General features: G+C 71.3%; 3 protein-coding genes (1 of these 3 only partly in view). All 3 read right to left on the bottom strand.

Annotation, left to right across the window (positions count from 1 at the left end; genetic code table 11):
* Positions 1-50: 50 nt before the first annotated feature.
* Tightly spaced (each overlapping or abutting the next), the 3 genes in view from C8N24_RS18990 to C8N24_RS18980 form a layout consistent with a single transcriptional unit that may run on beyond the window.
* Entirely contained in the window at positions 51-2,282 is a 2,232-nt protein-coding gene (locus C8N24_RS18990) for a hypothetical protein (protein ID WP_147447879.1), read from the bottom strand.
* A complete protein-coding gene (locus tag C8N24_RS18985; RefSeq protein WP_147447878.1) occupies positions 2,279-3,637 on the bottom strand; it encodes a hypothetical protein in 1,359 nt (452 codons plus the stop codon). The genes C8N24_RS18990 and C8N24_RS18985 overlap by 4 nt, the downstream gene beginning before the upstream one ends.
* Positions 3,634-16,458 carry the 3' portion of an FG-GAP-like repeat-containing protein gene (locus C8N24_RS18980; protein ID WP_121252537.1) on the bottom strand. It continues 19,020 nt past the right edge of the window, so the window shows 12,825 of its 31,845 coding nt (coding positions 19,021-31,845); its start codon lies beyond the right edge, outside the window; its stop codon occupies positions 3,634-3,636. The genes C8N24_RS18985 and C8N24_RS18980 overlap by 4 nt, the downstream gene beginning before the upstream one ends.

The raw sequence follows: 16,458 nt of genomic DNA, 5'->3' as shown, positions 1-16,458 counted from the left end.
AGAGGGCGAATCTAGAGCGAGGGCGGCTCCGAGCCGCCCCCGACATTCGTCTAGCGCACGCGGAACCGGATCAGGTTCTTGTCCGATCGGGTGAAGCGCCCCTCGGCGAGCCCGTTGCGCAGGACCGCTCGTGTGCGCAGCTCATACCGACCCTTGGGAAGCCGCTTCGCGAGCCGCAGGCTCCAACGCTCTGTTCCCTTGACCGTCACCCACACCGGCTCGTCGCACTTGCCCGCGTCGCTCTCGTCGACGGTCCGCACGTCGCCACGGGCCGAGCTCAGCCAGCGGCACTCGCCGCCAAGGCGGCGCACCGCCAGTTGCACGCGCGCCACCCGGAGTGTCCGCGCGGAGACAAAGCGCGCCGAGCCCTTGGTCGCGCGCCCGGAGAACGAGATGCCTCTGAGCGGGGTGCGCGCGTTCGTGTCACCCGGCTTGACCACCACCGGCTCGCTCGTCGCCGTGTCGTTGGCGATGACCACGTCCTCGCCGTGGACCACGCGGAACGCGAGCGGCGCCTTCGTGCCGGTCTTGAGCCCGCGCACGATGCTGACGCTGATCTCGTCCTCGACCGACTTGCCCGGCGCGACCGAGTACGGCTTGACCGCGCCGCCGCGCACGCCGGGCGCGCGCGTGATCACCTGCGCGGCGCGGCACGGCGCCGTGCCGACGTTGCGGACCGTGAACGCGAACCGGCGCGCGCCCTCCGTGCCGATCACCGGCGGCGCCTCGAGCACGGACAGCGCGAGGTCGCAGAAGGAGAACACGGCGCGCAGCCGCACGACGTTGTCGCCGAGCGCGGTGTCGGCCGGAGCGGCCAGCGTCAGCTCGAGCGTGCCGTCGTTGGGCAGCGGCGCGTCGTAGCCGACCGCGAGCGTGCGCGTGAGCGTCTGCCCGGGCACGAGCCGGCCGACGTCGACGGCGCCGCCCACGACCCACGGAGCGGGCGCGCGGATCACGCCCGCGCACGGGCGCTTGCCGTTGTTCGTCACCCGGACCGACACCTCGCCGGGCGTCCGGCCCCGCAGCACCAGCTCGACCGGCGCGATGACCGCCAGCGCCAGGTCGCAGCGCTTCTCGTTGTCGATCAGCACGCGACCCAGGCCGATGCTCAGGTCGTTCGTCCCCGTCCCGGTCTCGAGCGAGAAGTCGCGCAGCGTGCCCGCGGCGGCGACGTAGCCCTCCGTGCCGGCGACGCCGGACGCGCCGCCCTGGCCGGCGACCGGGACCACGAGATCCGTGTACTGCAGCTCCGCGAGCGGACGCTCGAGCGAGTTGAACGCGGCGAAGCCCCACTCGCGCCCGCGGTCGGTCTCGGCGAAGCCGCTGACCACGAGCGTGTCCGGGTCACCCGGCACGAGCGTGAGATCCTGGCCCGCGCCCGTGACGGGCTGGTCGCCGGAGAAGACCGAGCCGCGGAAGTCGAAGCGCCGCGTCTCGACCGTCGACCCGACGCGCGCGAGATACGCGTCCGAGTCACCCGCGACGGTCGCCGCGCCGGTGACGTAGGCCGAGCCGCCGTGGACGAGCAGCGCGGCGCCGCTGACCGACGTCGCGAGCGGCACCGTGACCTCCGTGCTGAGCCCACCCGACCGCACCGCGGTGCGCGTGCCCGTGCTGCTGAGCACCACCGGCCCGGCGGCGTTGAACGCCACGTCGACGCCCGCGTCGTTGGCGCCGGGGAACGCGTCGATGGTCGTCAGGACGCCTCCGGTCCACAGGTAGGTGTCGGCGCCGGTGCCGCCGACCACGGCGATCGTCCCGTCGACGTCGACGTCGATCGCGCCCGGCGCGTCGTTCCCGGCTCCGCCCGCGAACGTCACGGTCGGGAAGGCGGGGTCGGGCGAGCCGTCGGGCAGCAGGCCGACGATCGCGGTGTCGTAGTCGGCCGGTCCGCTCGCCGCCACGTCGGTGCGGGCCAGCACGCGCAGCCGGCCGTCGTCGAGCACGGCCACGTCGACCGCGTTCGCCTTCCGGCCCAGCGCGAGCTCGAGCGAGCCGTCCCCGGCGAAGCCCGAGTCCAGCGTCCCGTCCGCACGGCGGGCGACCACCGCGATCGACGTGCTGGTGGCGCCGACCGCGTACGCGCGGTCGAGGTCGGGGTCGACGGCGGCTCGCGCCGCGGTGTCGTCCACCACGCCGGCGGTGAAGTCGAACTCCGACACGCCCGCGAACGCGAAGCGCGTGTCCGTCGTGAGCGAGGGCGGCTGGACCTGCGCCGCCGCGGGCGCGGCGAAGACGCCCGCCGACAGGGCCACCGCGGCAAGGACGCGCCGGCGCCTCACCCCGTCTTCTCCACGGTCGACGTGCTGCCGTCCGCGTGCCGGAACGTGATCTTCACGAGCCCGACGCCCGGCGCGAAGTACATCGTGCGCGTGCCCGAGCCGAACGCGTGGTTGCTCTGGCGCAGGCGTGAGCGGATCGCGACCGCGTCGCGGTAGCGGCCCGCCGGCACGCGCACGGTGCGCGTGCCGAGCACGGTCGACGAGCCCGTCACGCCGTACACCGCGAAGTCGCGCGACTCACGCGAGGACCGCCACGTCTGCCCGTCCGTCGCGTACGACGGGAACACCGGGTTGAAGCCGTAGGTCATCAGGTCCAGCGGCGTGACGAAGCGCGCGCGGCCCTCAGGCCCCTTGGCCGGGCCGAGCGCCGGCAGCTTCGAGCTCGTCTCGGCGCGCCGGAGCCGCGTCGTCACGTTCGTGAGCCCGCCGAGCCGGTTCGAGAACAGGTAGCTCGCGTTGACGTCGATCGGGCCGCGCGTGTCGAGCACGTTGATCCGCGACGTGTTGTTCGCGGACGCCGCGACCGTCACCCGCTGCTCGGACCAGCGCTTCATGTGCCGCGAGTTGCGCCAGCGGTAGGTGGACTCCGCGCCGAGCGTCAGCGGCATCAGGTTCACGTCGCTCGGCGGCGCCAGCGGCGTGAGGTTCGTCTGCTGCAGCGTCGCGTAGCTCGTCTCGCCGGAGGTGTGCTGGAAGAGCACCTTGACCGGGCCGACGCCGTACACCCACCAGACCGTCCGCAGGCCGGAGCCGAACGGATCGCCGAGCGCGCCCGCCTGCGTGATGACGGACTCGACTTTGGCCGCCTTGACCGGCACCGGGAACGCCGGGACGGACACGTCGACCACGCCGCGGTAGCGGTTGGACGCCGTCACGTCGTTCGTCGTCCCGCCGACGGAGTTCCAGGTCGTGCCGGCCACGAGCGGCTCGGCCAGCACCGGCGAGCGCGTGCCCCACATGACCTGGAAGAGCGTGCCCGCGAGGGTGTTCGAGCAGCGCGCCGCGGTGCCGCACAGCACCGGGAACTGCGGCGGCACCGGCGTCGACTGGAAGTTCGTGTTGATCAGGCCCGCGTCCGTGTGGCGGAAGTCGGCGAAGCCGTTCGCCGGGAACTCGTCGGGGCGCAGCCCGAACTCCTCCCAGGCCACGCGGAAGCCCGTGCCCGTGCGCGCGGTCATCGTGTAGCGCTCCGCGCGCGGCGGCGAGAAGGCGCTGTTGCCCCATTGGTAGATCCACGTCGCGCCGTCCGAGCGCGGGAGCCACTGGGCGGCTGGATCGTCGAGGCCGACGGCCTGCGCGGGCGCCGCCTGGCAGCACACCACGAGGACCGCGGCGAGTGTCAAGAGTCGTTTCACGACTTCCTCTTCTTCTTCGCGGGCTTCTTCTTCTTTGAAGTCTTCTTCTTCTTGACGACCTTCTTCTTCTTCTTGGTCGCCTTCTTCTTCTTGGCCTTCTTCTTGGGCTTCTTCTTCGCCTTCTTCTTCTTCTTCTTGGCCTTGTCGCGGTCGGGGTTCAGGCGCGTGCCCGTCTTGCCCGACTGCGGGTTCAGCGGCGAAGCGCCCACGACCGTCCCCTCGACCGACGGCACCGCGATCGGCGTCGGGTCGACCGGCTGCGGCGTGCCCGGCTGCGGCGTGTTCGGCGTCGGCAGCGGCGTGGCGGTGTCCGCGGCGTCCGGGTCGACGACCTGGTCGCCGTCGTTGTTGGTCAGGAAGCGGTCGCGCCCGGCCCCGCCGCGGAGCACGTCCGCGTAGCTCGGGTCGGCGTCGTTGACGAGGTTCGAGCCGCCGCCCGTGGTCAGGTCGTCGTCCGCGTTGAGCACGTCGTCGCCGTCGTTGCCCGACAGCTGGTCGCGGCCCGTGCCGCCCGTCAGCCAATCGTTGCCGACGCCGCCGACGATCTGGTCGTCGCCGTCGCTCGGGACGAGCGGCAGCTTCGGGCCGTTGGCCGCGTCGTGGTTGAGGAAGAAGTCCGCGCCTCCGACGAGGATGCGCTGGAACGGCCGCGCCTCGTCGAACAGGGCGAAGCCGGCGAGCGTGGCGCCCGTCGCGTGCAGGCCGTAGTGGAGCAGGCCACCCGGGTTGAAGGGCCGCAGGTAGTCGCTGCGGACGACGTCGAAGACGCCGCCGTCGAACCGGTTGGCCGCGTACGCGAGCTCGAGCGCCTCGGCGCCGGAGAGCGCGTCGTCGCCGGCGCCGCCGTCGATCGCGTCGTCGCCGAGGCCGCCGAAGATGACGTCGTCACCGTCCTCGCCGAGGATCGTGTCGTTGCCGGTGCCGCCGCTGATCCAGTCGTGGCCGGCGCCGCCGAAGATCGCGTCCGCGCCCGCGTCGCCGAACAGGCGGTCGTTGCCGAGCTGGCCGTAGAGGCGGTCGGCGTCGGCCTCGCCGTGAAGCTCGTCCGCCCCGGCGCCATCGAGCAGCGTGACCGAGCGGTCGGCGGCGATGATGCCGTTGTCGCCGACCAGCACGTCGGCGTCGGCGTTGCCGGACGCGAGGTCGTTGGCGGCGACCCGCGTGCCCGCGCCGCCGAACAGGTAGTCGTTGCCGTCCGGGCGCTGGTCCGGACGCACGAGCGTGTGCAGGCTCGAGCTGCCGCCGATCAGGTTGTCGTTGCCGAGCCCGCCGAACAGCACGTCGTCGCCGCCGCCGCCCTCGATGGAGTCATCGCCGTCGGTGAGGCGCTCGACCGCCGGGTTGAGGATCAGCGCGCCGAGCGGGTCACCGGCGCCGGGGATGCGCGTCGCGCCCGCGGCCGGGTCCTCGAGCGCGCCGTCGCCGAGCAGCACGTCGTTGCCGAGCTGGCCGAAGATCCGGTCGTCGCCGGCACCGCCGGTGATGTAGTCGTCGCCGAAGCTCGCGACCTTGCCGGCCGGGATCGCCGCCGTCGCGTACGCGATCGAGTGGTACAGGTCGAGGACCGTGCGGCCGTCCAGGCTGACCTGGTCGCCGAAGATGAGGTCGTTGCCGGCGTCGCCGTCGATCGAGTCGCCCGCGGAGCCGCCGACGAGGACGTCGTCGCCCTCGTTGCCCTCGAGCCGGTCGCGACCGCCGTCGTTGAAGTCGGTGGTGCGCACGAAGCGCAGCACGCCGCCCTCGAACGTGAAGACGCCGTGGTCGCCGAGGACGATGTCGTCGCCGGTGCCCGCGATCAGCGTGTCGTTGCCGGCGCCGCCGAGCAGCAGGTCGCGGCCCGCGCCGGCGGTGATGTGGTCGCCGCCGCCGAAGGTGGCGTCGGTCGTCGCGATCGACTTGCCGATCTCGATCCGGCCGTTGTCGCCGAACACCACGTCGTCGCCCCCACCAGCGGTGATGGTGTCGCTACCCGAGCCACCGACGATCAGGTCGTCGGCGTCGAGCGCGACGATCACGTCGTTGCCGCCGACCCAGACGTCGACGCCGTAGAGCAGGTTGACCGCCTCGTCGAGGCCGTTGGTGGTGTCGCCCAGGCCGCCGGTGCCGAACACGTTGCCGCCGGCGATCACGCGGCCGCGGTCGCCGAAGATGATGTCGCCACCGGTGCCGCCGTAGAGCTTGTCGTCTCCCTGACCGCCGAAGAGGATCAGCGGCAGCGTCGAGGTCTCCGCGTGGACGGTGTCGTCGTCGGCCACGAGCGGCGTCTGCGGCGCGCCGAACGTCTGCGTCGTGGTCGAGACGACGGTCAGGATCGCGAGCGCGCCGTCGCGGCCCGCGAGGGTGACGGTGTTGTTGGCCGCGTCCACGCCCAGGACGGAAACCGCGAGGCCGTCGACGGTTGCGGTGACGACGTCTCCGGCCTTGATGTCGAGCGTGCTGACGATCACGCCGCTCGCACCCAGGCGGTAGGCGCGGATGTCCGTCGTGCGCGTGGTGACGGCGATGGTCGAGCCGGCCGCGGGCGCGGTCAGCAGTCCGAGGCTTCCGGTGTACGCGACCCAGGCGGCGGCCGCGACCGGGAGGCCGTCGACGCTCACGCCGACGACGTCCCCGCCGGCCGGCAGCAGCTGCTGGACGGCGCCCTGCGTGTTGAGCACGAGCAGGTCGTCCTCGCCGGCCTTCAGGTCGACGGTGACGACGTCGTTGCCGAGGCCGGTGTTGAGGAAGGTGACGGTGCGCACGCCCGGAGCGCGGTGCGTCGCGCTGATGCTGATCGTGTCGGCGCCGGAGCCGGTCCAGACCGTGATGCCGTCGGCGAAGGTGCCGTCGGTGCGGTACGTGATCGTGCCCGTCGCGAGGCCGGCGATCCGGATCGCGTCGGCCACCGCGTCGATGGTGACGGTGTCGCCGGCGGTCGCGGCCTCGTCGCTGATCATCAGCGTGTGGCGGCCGGCGCCGAGGTCGAGCGTGAGCGAGCCGCTCAGCCGGTTCAGGTCGCCGCGCAGGTACGCCGGGCGGTCGGTCAGGCCGAACGCGGCGAGCGAGGAGACGTAGACGCGGTCGTCGCCGTCGGCGGTCTTGACCGTGGTCGCGGCCGACGTGCCGTTCACGTTGATCACGTCGGCGCCCGAGCCCGTGAGGATCTCGAGGGTCTCGACGCCGTAGTAGTCGACGCCGGCGGCACGCCGCTCGACGACCGCACCCTCGGCGAAGGCGACGCCGCGCGTGCGGTACTGGCCCTGGAAGAAGACCTCGACGAGGTTGCCGAAGCGGGCGACGCGCACGTTGTCGGTGAACGGGAACAACGAGCCGCTGTACGGGTTGACGATCTTCGACAGCTCGGCCTGGATCTGCGCGGCGGTGGCGTTCGCGGCCAGCTGCGCGGTCGTCTTGTAGGTGCCGTCGGCGAGCAGGACGTAGAGCACGAACGGGCCGGTGACGGTCAGGCGCTGCGCGAAGCCCGCCGGGGTGCCGGTGCCCATGCCGAGGCCGGTGACCGTCGTCGGGTTGATCGTCGCGGTCTCCGCGTCGGTCTCCGCCGCGTCGTCGAGGCGGACGCTGTCGCTGCCGGCGCCGCCGTCGATCGTCAGCAGCGCGAGCAGCTGATTGAGCGTGCCGGCGTCGCTGGAGACGGTGATGCGGTCGTCGCCGCCTTCGGTGGCGACGAACGTCAGGCCGTCGATCGTCTTCACGCGGACGACGTCGGCGCCGCCGCCGGTCTGCAGCACCGTGCGACCGGCGATCGTCGTCTCGACCGTGAACGTGTCGACGCCGTCGCCGAGCTGGATGTACAGCGCCTCGAAGTCGTTGTAGGTGATCACGGCGCCCATGCCGAGGCCGCTGAGCGTGTCGCGCGTGAGCACGCCGTTGCCGCCCAGGCCGGCCGAGTCGTCGACCTCGAGCGTGTCGACGTGGTCCTCTTCCGGCACCGACGCCGGCGGGAGCGGAGCGGGCAGCGGCGGGGTGGCGATCTCGCCCGGCAGCACGACCGCCAGCGGCAGGTCCAGCTCGGCGACGCCACCGCGGCCGCCATCGATGAAGAGCGCGCCCTGGATGAGCGAGGCGCGGTGCTCCGGGGTCGGAAGCGTCGGCGTGCTCGTCCCCGTGTCGACGGCCGGGTTGTCGCCGCCGATGACGACGCGGTCGCCGCCGAGGCCGGTGCGGATCCGCGTGGTGACGCCCGCGGCGGTGCTGTGGACGACGACCACGTCGTCGCCCTCGAGCGTGTCCAGCTCGACCAGCTCGAGGCCGGTGTAGACGAGCATGCGCCCGCCGCCGTAGATCGTCGTCGCCGTCAGCAGGAAGGCGTCGTCGAGCTCGGTGCCGTAGAAGATCAGGCGGTCGTTGCCCGCGCCGCCGTCGACGTTCAGCGGCGCGCTGCCGACGTAGTTGATGACGTCGTTGCCGCCGCCACCGTTGACCGTGGTGCCGGTCGTGAACGTCCGCACGATGAAGGTGTCGTCGTCGTCGCCGCCCTGCGCGTCGAGCGTCGCCTGGTTGTTGAAGATGCCGAACGTGTCGTTGCCGGCCTCGCCCTTGATCGTGGTGGCGAAGCTGATGCCGTTCGTGAGCTTGCCGCGGGTGGTGTCGATCGTCGCGGGCGGCTCGGTGGAGATGATCGAGCCGAACAGCTGGCCGACCTGGAACAGGTCGTTGCCGGCACCGCCCTCGATCGTCGTCACGGACGAGTTGTCGTCGAGCGCGAAGCGGTCGTCGCCGCCGAGCGCGTCGATGAACAGCGCCTCGATCGCGGTGTCGTACTCGATCCGCTCGACCAGCGACCCGGCGTTCAGGAGCGCGACGAGGTCACGCCGCAGCAGGAACTGGTCGGCGACCTCGGTGCCGTTGACGTTCAGCGCATCGCCGGCGCCGGCGCCGCTGTCGGCCACGTCGATGATCGAGCCGCCGACGCCCCACAGGTTGATGTTGTAGGTGTCGGCGTCGCCCTCGCCGTCGAGCGTCAGCTTCGCGGCCAGGCCGTTGACCGCGTCGATCACCGGGTTGACGTTGAACGTGTCGGTGCCCGTGCCGCCCTCGATCCGGGTCAGGCCACCGGTGGTCTCCAGGTCGACGCGGTCGGCGCCGGCGCCGAGGTCGATGCGGGTCGTGCCCGTGTGCGTGGAGTCGACGTTCAGGACGTCCGCGCCGGAGCCGAGCAGCAGCTCGAAGGCCTCGAAGCCGAGGTAGGTGAGCGTGCCGCCGAGGCCGAGCCCGGTGACGGTCGTGGCGGTGACGCGGCCGGTGCCGGCGGTGGCGTCACCGGCGTCGGTCAGGTAGAGCTCGTCGCGGTCGCCGCCACCCTGGATGGACAGCGTCGAGGCGATGCCGTCGAGCAGGTTGGTGAGCGAGCCGACGCGGACGACGTCGTCGCCGCTGCCGGTGTCGACCGTGGTCGCGCCGCCGAGCGTGCGCAGCGTGATCGTGTCCTTGCCGGCGCCGGTCGTGATCGTGCTCGGGCCCGCGACCGTGCTGTCGACGGTCAGCGTGTCGTTGCCCGAGCCGAGCACCAGCGCGAAGTCCTCGAACGCGAGGTACTCGATGCCCGCGGTGCCGAGGCCGGTCAGCAGCGTCGCCGTCAGCACGCCGGTCTTGTCGGCGGTCGCCGCGCTGTCGTCGACGCGCAGCGTGTCGCGCCCGCCGCCGCCCTGCAGCGTCAGGCGGGCGTCGAAGTCGTCGAGCGTGCCGCCCTCGTTGGAGCCTTCCAGCTCGAACGCGCGTGAGCCGGCCAGCACGAGGTCGTCGCCGAGGCCGAGGTCGACGGTCAGCGCCAGGTTCAGGCCGCGGACGGCGAGCGTGTCGTTGCCGCCCTTGAGGTTGACCGTGGTCGAGGCGACGGTGCTGGCGACGTTGATCGTGGCCGGCGCGGCGTTGCCGTCGTCGAGCGTGATCCGCGTGCTGGCGAGGAAGACGTTCCCGACCGTGTCCGGGTCGCTGGCGTCGGCGTCCAGCAGCGCCGCACCGAGCGAGACGCGGCCGTGCTCGGCGCCGTCCGTGCCGTTGATCACGACCGTGTCACCCGTCGCGCCCGCGCTCTCGACGACGTTGACGGTGCCGCCGCGGACGCCGGCCGTCTCGATCACGTAGCGGTCGGCGCCACCGCGGCCGTTGAGGGTCGCGATCCCGCGCCACGCGAGCACGCCCGTGATCGTCGGGATGCCGGTGATGGTGACGGCGCCGGTCGCGGAGCCGACGATGAAGGTGTTGCTCTCGCCACCGAGCGAGCCGGTGAGCGTCGCGCGCTCGAACATCGAGACGTCCTCGTCCGTCCCCGACGTGAACACGCCGGCGAGGGCGTCGTAGGTGCCGATCACGAGCAGGTTGCCGTAGAGGCCGAAGTCCTTGCCGGTCTCGACGATCTCGTCGGTGCCGCCGGCGTCGACGAAGGTGTCCTTGCCGCCGAGACCCGAGACGCGGTCGTTGCCGAAGCCGGAGTCCAGGTAGTCGGCGAACGGCGTGCCGATCAGCTGGTCGTTGCCCTCGCCGCCGACGAGGTCGATCCGGCTCCAGACCTGGGCGGCCGGCGTGACACCGCTCGCGTTGAGCGTGTCGTTGCCACCGAGGGCCTCGATCCGGAGGCGGTCGGCCGTCGTCGTGTTCTTGATCGTCAGCGCGTAGTGCCCGCTCCAGGTGACCGCGGTCGCGTTCGCCACCGACAGCGGGTCCTTGTAGGTGACGACCGTGACGTCGTCGTCGCCGCCGGTCAGCTGCGTGGTCACGACGTCGGCGCCCGTGCCGGTGTCGATGTCGATCGTGCGCAGGCCCTGGCGCCCGACGGCCGTGCCGGTCGACTGCTCGAGCGCGCCGGCGAGCAGGAACGTGTCGGCGCCGTCGCCGCCGAGGAGGCGCAGGCGCTCGACGTTGACCCCGGCGAACGAGCCGGCGACCGTGCTGCCGAGCAGCTCGCTGATGACCAGGTCCGCGCCGTTGCGCGAGACGCGGATCGAGTTGTTGCCGCCGTCGCCGATGATCTCGAGCAGGTCGAGGTCGTCGAACGTCGCCTCGTCGGCGTCCTCGCGGTTGCCGCCGCCGTCGAAGCGCTCGCCGACGACGAGGTCGGCCAGCGTCTCGCGCAGGATGTCGTTGCCCGCGCCGCCGAACAGCGAGTCCTTGCCGCCACGGCCCTGCAGGACGTCGTCGTCGTCGCCGCCGTAGAGGTCGTCGTCACCGGCGCCGCCGAGCAGGGTGTCGTTGCCGCCCTCGCCGTACAGGAAGCCGCGGCCGCCCGCGTCGTTGATCAGCGTGTCGTTCCCGCTGCCGCCGTTGAGCGTGACGATGTTCAGCGTGTTGGCGACGTACAGCGTGTCGTTGCCGTCGTTGCCGTTGAGCGTGACCGTGCCCTTGCCGCGGTAGCTGAGCGAGTCGTTGCCGGTGCCGCCGGAGACCTCGATGTCGGAGAACACGCCCTCGAGCACGTTCAGGACGTCGTTGTCGCCGCCGAAGTCGCCGGTGATCTTCTTGATGCCCTCGAACGTCTCGGTGCGGCCGAAGGCGGTGATCCGCAGCGACTCGGCGCCGTCGATGCCGCCGACGCGCGCGATGTCGTAGATCTCGGCGGTGAGCCCGACGCCGACGGTGCGCAGGTTCGCGAAGCTGCCCACGTTCAGGCGCAGCGTGCCGTCGGCCAGGCGCGTCGCGAGCTGCGGCGCGGGCGGCTTCTGGTTCACCAGCGCGCCCGGCAGCGTGAAGGTCGCGATCGGGATCGAGAACGCGGAGGAGCGCGTGACGTTCTCCTGCTGGCGGACCTCGACCTCGACCTTGCGGTCCTTGCACTTGGAGCCGAACCACGAGGCGATCTCGCAGCCGACGCCCTCGAAGAACTTCTTGATCGCGTAGCCGGCCGCGCGCGCCGCCGACTCGAGCATCTCGATGACCTTCGTGACCCACTCGAAGAACACGCCCGTGCCCTTGATGTTCAGGTACAGCGTGACCGTCGAGCCGAGCTGGCCGACGACGCTGCCGGTCGCGCTGACGCCGAACAGCTCGACGCCGAGCACGTAGGCCGAGACGCCGCCGCCGATCGAGGCGCTGAACCGCTGGGTGGAGCGGTCGAAGCTGATGTCGACGTTGACCGACCCGCGGACGCCGTTGCCCTCCCACGTGAGGTCGATGCCGCCGCTGAGGTGCAGGCCGAAGCTGCCCGAGGAATCGATGAAGCCCCAGGCGTACAGGCCGAGCGGGCCGAGCTCGACGCTCAGCTTGCCCGTCTGCGGGATCTCGATCCGCCACGCGAACTCGGAGAACTCGACGATGACCGAGCCGCTGAGGTTGATCACGCTCAGCACGCTCAGCTTGCCGGACAGCTCGAGCCGGAAGTACTTGGTCGCCGGGCGCGTGTCGAGCCGCAGCTTGCCGCTCATCTCGAGGTCGATCAAGCCGAGCAGGTTGAGGTCGAGCTTGACGTCCAGCGCGGCCGTGATGCCGGTCGAGTAGACCGCGAACGAGCCCGAGATCATGAAGTCCAGCGGACCGACGGTGATCGTCAGGCTCGCCGAGATCGCGAACACGTTGTTGGCGATCGTGATGTCGAGCGAGCCCTCGCCGGTGGCGAAGCGCAGGATCGAGACCTTGCCCGAGACGGCGAAGCGGAAGCCGGCCTGGACCATCGTGTTGTTGAACGCCTGCGCCTGGCCGGTCGTGTTGATCTCGACCAGGGCGCTGGCCTCGAACGAGAGGCCGACGCCGCCGCCGAAGCTCCCGCCGAGCGCGAGGTTGAGCGAGAAGCGCGCGACGAGGCCCTGGCTGTTGATCCGGAAGCCGCTGTCGGCCAGCGTGATGTCGCCGATCGGGCTGAGCGTCATCGTCGCGTTGACGACCATCTCGACCATCGACGCGCCGACCGCCAGCTTGAACTCGCCGGTGATCACCAGCGGGCCGAACTTGAGCTGGCCGGCCAGCTTGAGCTGGAAGCCGCTCGTGATCGAGATCGTCTGCGTCACGACCTTCGGGCGCTTCTGCGCGTCGAGGTCGAAGCCGTCGAAGAACGTCGCCGCGCCGCTGCCGCGGGTCTTGATCTTGAACGTCTCGACGGTCTGCGCCGTGCTGAAGGTGTTGATCTCGAGCAGGAACTGGCCGGTGAGGCTGATGCCCGGGATGCTCCCGGCGTCGGAGCGCGCGAGGAAGATGCGGCCGACGACGCCGGTCTTGGTCGCGCCCGCGTACACGTTCAGGTTGAGCGTGCCGGTGAGCGAGCCGATGTAGGCGATCGTGGTCGAGACCGCGCCGGTGATCTCCAGGCGCGCGTCCGTGCCCGAGCCCGCGGCCTCGATGCCGATGAAGCCGGTCAGCGTGATCACGCCGCCGATCGTGATCGTGGCCGCGATCGACGCCGTGACGTAGATCTCGCCGCCGGGCGGCGCGTTCGGGTTGCGCTGGCCGTCGAGGCCCGGCGCCGACGCGAAGATGCTGATCTCGCTCGGGTCGCCCGGCTTGAGCAGCGGCTTGAAGTTCTCCGGGATCTTGTACGTGACGTCCTGGCGGGTGGTGTTGAACATCACCTTCACCGAGCCGTCGACCGAGAACAGCGAGCCGATGGTCGGCAGGCCGATCCCGGCGGAGCGGCTGACGGTGAGCAGACCCGCGACGCCGAGGTTCTCGCCGGCCTTGACGCCGGTCTGGATCACGAGCAGGCCGGTCGCCTCGCCGTAGTTGATCTGGGCGTCGCCGTAGCCGAAGGACAGCGAGGCGGTCAGGAACAGCTCGAACCGCTCGGGGTTGATGTTGATCGCGAAGCCGCCCTGCGCGACGAGCAGGTCCTGGTCCAGGCCCGGCGGGCGCAGCTTGAGCTGGCCGACGACCTCGAGCCCGAACGAGTTCGGACGCAGCGTGTAGGTACGGCTGCCGATGCCCGGCAGCTCGAGCGTCTCGACGCGCTGCTCACCCGTGAGGTTGATCTGCAGCGTGCCCTTGGCGAACAGGTAGATGCCGTACTGCTCGAGCGTCGCGAAGTTGGTCTCGATCGTGGCGACGCCCCAGAAGCGCGCGTAGTCGTCCTCGTCGCGGGGCGTCTCGAGCACGAAGCGGCCGGCGGTGGCGCCGATCGTGCCGAGGCCGATCACCCACAGCGAGCCGACGAAGTTCAGGCGGAACGCGTTGCGCTCCGGGTCGATCTCGAGCGTGACGGTGGCCTTGGCCTCCATCAGCTTCGTGTCGGCCAGGGCGAGGATGACGCCGCCGCTGAGCTCGATGAAGAACGACTTGGCCTGCGTGATGACCGCGAACTGGGCCGTGCCGGCCGTGCCCTGGTTGCCGTCGGAGTCCTGCCACGAGTTGGCGACGAAGCCGACCGTGACCTTGCCCGACGTGAGCTGGCCCTGGTAGAGGAAGCGCCACGTCGTCGCGTTGATCTGCGTCGCGCCGAGCTTGAGCAGCGTCTCGGCGCCGGCGCCCGACAGCGTGATCTCGTCGCCGTCGATCGTGCCGACCGTGGCGGTGCCGATCGGGTTGAACTTCACGTCGATCCACAGGCGGTCGCGCTCGGTGGTCGAGGTCGCGTAGTGGAAGGTCGCGCCGTTGCCGCCGGCGGAGACGGTGCCGCTGAGGTTCTTCCACGTGCCGGCCGTGAGCGTCGCGGTGATCGCGCCGTTGCGGGCGTAGCCGGTGTAGAAGAAGCGGAAGGTGTTGCCGGTCAGGCGGACGGCGCGCCCGTCGACCACGAGCGTCGAGCCGGGGCTCGTCAGCGCGAGCTCGACGTCGTCGTCGGTGATCGAGTTGAAGTCCAGTCCGGAGTCGCCGAAGTCCGCGAACGTGACGTCGAGCCAGCCGCGGCCCTCGAGCGCGGCGCGATCGAGCACCGTCGCGTGCGTCGGGTCGGCGAGCGTCGCGGTGGCGACGGACAGGTTGAAGATCTCGGTCTCGGCCTGGTTGGCGATGCCCGCCGTGTCGGTGAAGGTGCCGGCGACGAACGTGACGCTGTAGGCGCCGCTCGTGAGCGCGCCGGCGAGGCCGTAGCGGTACGTGTCCGTGAGGCCGACGCGGGTGACCGTGCCGGACAGGGCGACGAGGGTGCCGGCGGCGTCGCGGAGCTCGAGCTCGCCACCGTTGATCGACGTGTGGTCGATGGTGTTCCCGGACGAGCCGCGGAACGTGACCTCGATGTAGCCGAGGAGGTTGAACAGGTCACGCCCGATGGTGGCGCCGGCGAGGCCGACGACGGCCTGCGTGGCCGGGACCGTGCGGACCAGGTCCGCGGACGCGCCGGCGACGTTGAAGCGCTGCGCGAGCTCGCGGTTGGTGGAGTTGGTCGCGGTCGGGGGACCGCGTGCGCTGTCGCTCCACCACGTGTCCTTCTGGAAGGTGGCGACGACCTCGCCCGGGCGGAACTGGCCGTCGAGGATGAAGCGCCACGTGTGGTCGCCGACCTTCAGCGCCTTGCCGACGCCGGTGCTGATGGTCACGCCGCTGCCGCCGAAGCCGGAGAGCGCGAGCTCGTTGCCGTCGATCGAGGACTCCAGCAGCGTCTCGCCGGGTGCCGGGCGGAACTGGACGTCGATGAAGGTGCGGTTGGTGAGGATGCCGGCGCTGACGTCCACGGTCGTGCCGTCCTCGGCCGCCGGGCCCGTGTACGCGAGGCCGCCGGCGGCGAAGGTGACCGTCGCCGTGCCGGTGGTCGCGCCGGTGGGCGCGGTGATCAGCACCGGCAGATCCCAGGGGCCGTCGGTGCGCAGCGTCGGCGCGCGCGTGGCGTCGAAGACGATCGTCCAGCCGACCGGCGCGGAGATCGTGGCGCTGAAGGCGCTCAGGTCGACCGAGCTCGGATCGAGCGTGAGGCCGTTGACGGTCGGCAGCGTGATCGCGATCGTCGACGGCGTGCCGTCGGCCAGCGAGATCTGCGCGGTCGCGGTCGTGCCGGTCACGGTCGAGGCGTTGAACGCCCACGTGTTCGGCAGGTACGTCAGCGTGATCGTGCCGGTGCCGCGCGCGCCCGTGAGCCAGTAGCGGTAGGTCGTGCCCGAGACCAGCGTCGGCGCGCGCGTCGCGTCCAGCGCCAGCGAGCCGAGTCCGGCGCCGCCGAGCACGAACTCGGGTGCCAGGTCGACGATCGAGCCGACGTCGATCGACAGGTTGCCGCCGGGCGCCGCGTAGGTGACGTCGATCCAGTTGCGCTGGTTGAGCACGTTGACGTCGATCGTGCCGCCCGCCCCGGGGTCGGACAGGCGCGCGGTGGCGCCGTCGACGCCGAACGTGAACGTGATCGCCTCGTTGGCCGTGCCGTCGAGCGCCTTGAACGCGCCCGCGGCGATCGTGACCGTGAAGTCGCCGACGATCCACACGCTGTTGGTGAGCATGAAGCGGAAGTACGTGGTGTTCGTCTTGCGGATCGCGGCCAGCAGCATCGCCTCGTCGCTGGAACCCGCGCCGGCCTGCGTGCGCGTCATGACGACCTCGTCGCCGACCTTGACGGTGTCGCCGTCGACCCGCAGCTCGACGTAGCGCAGCACGCCGTCCGCGCCCATCACGGCCGCCATCGGGATGACCGTCGCGCCGAACGTGCCCGGGCTGATCCCGCCCGTGAGCGAGATGAAGCTCTTCATCGAGCGGATCGTCGCGTAGTCGAGGCCGCCACCGGTCGGCGGCGTGAACAGCACGTCGATGTAGCTCGTCGTGCGGGTGATCGCGACCGAGCCGCCGTTCGTCGTCGGGTTCATGATCGTCGCGGTCGGCTTCGTCGAGCCCGGCGGCGTCGTCGGCACGTCGAGCACGTCGAACACGACGTCCTCGCCGTTGGCGTTCTTGAAGCCCATCTTGAGCTTGCCGTAGATCGTGAGGATGCGGATCTGATCCGGCACGTCGGCGAGGAACAGCACCGTCGCCGAGCCGCTGGC

The sequence above is a fragment of the Solirubrobacter pauli genome (genome assembly GCF_003633755.1).
Lineage (GTDB): Bacteria > Actinomycetota > Thermoleophilia > Solirubrobacterales > Solirubrobacteraceae > Solirubrobacter > Solirubrobacter pauli.
The sequence above is the reverse complement of the archived record's forward strand: the minus strand, read 5'-3'. Positions and strand labels throughout refer to the sequence as shown.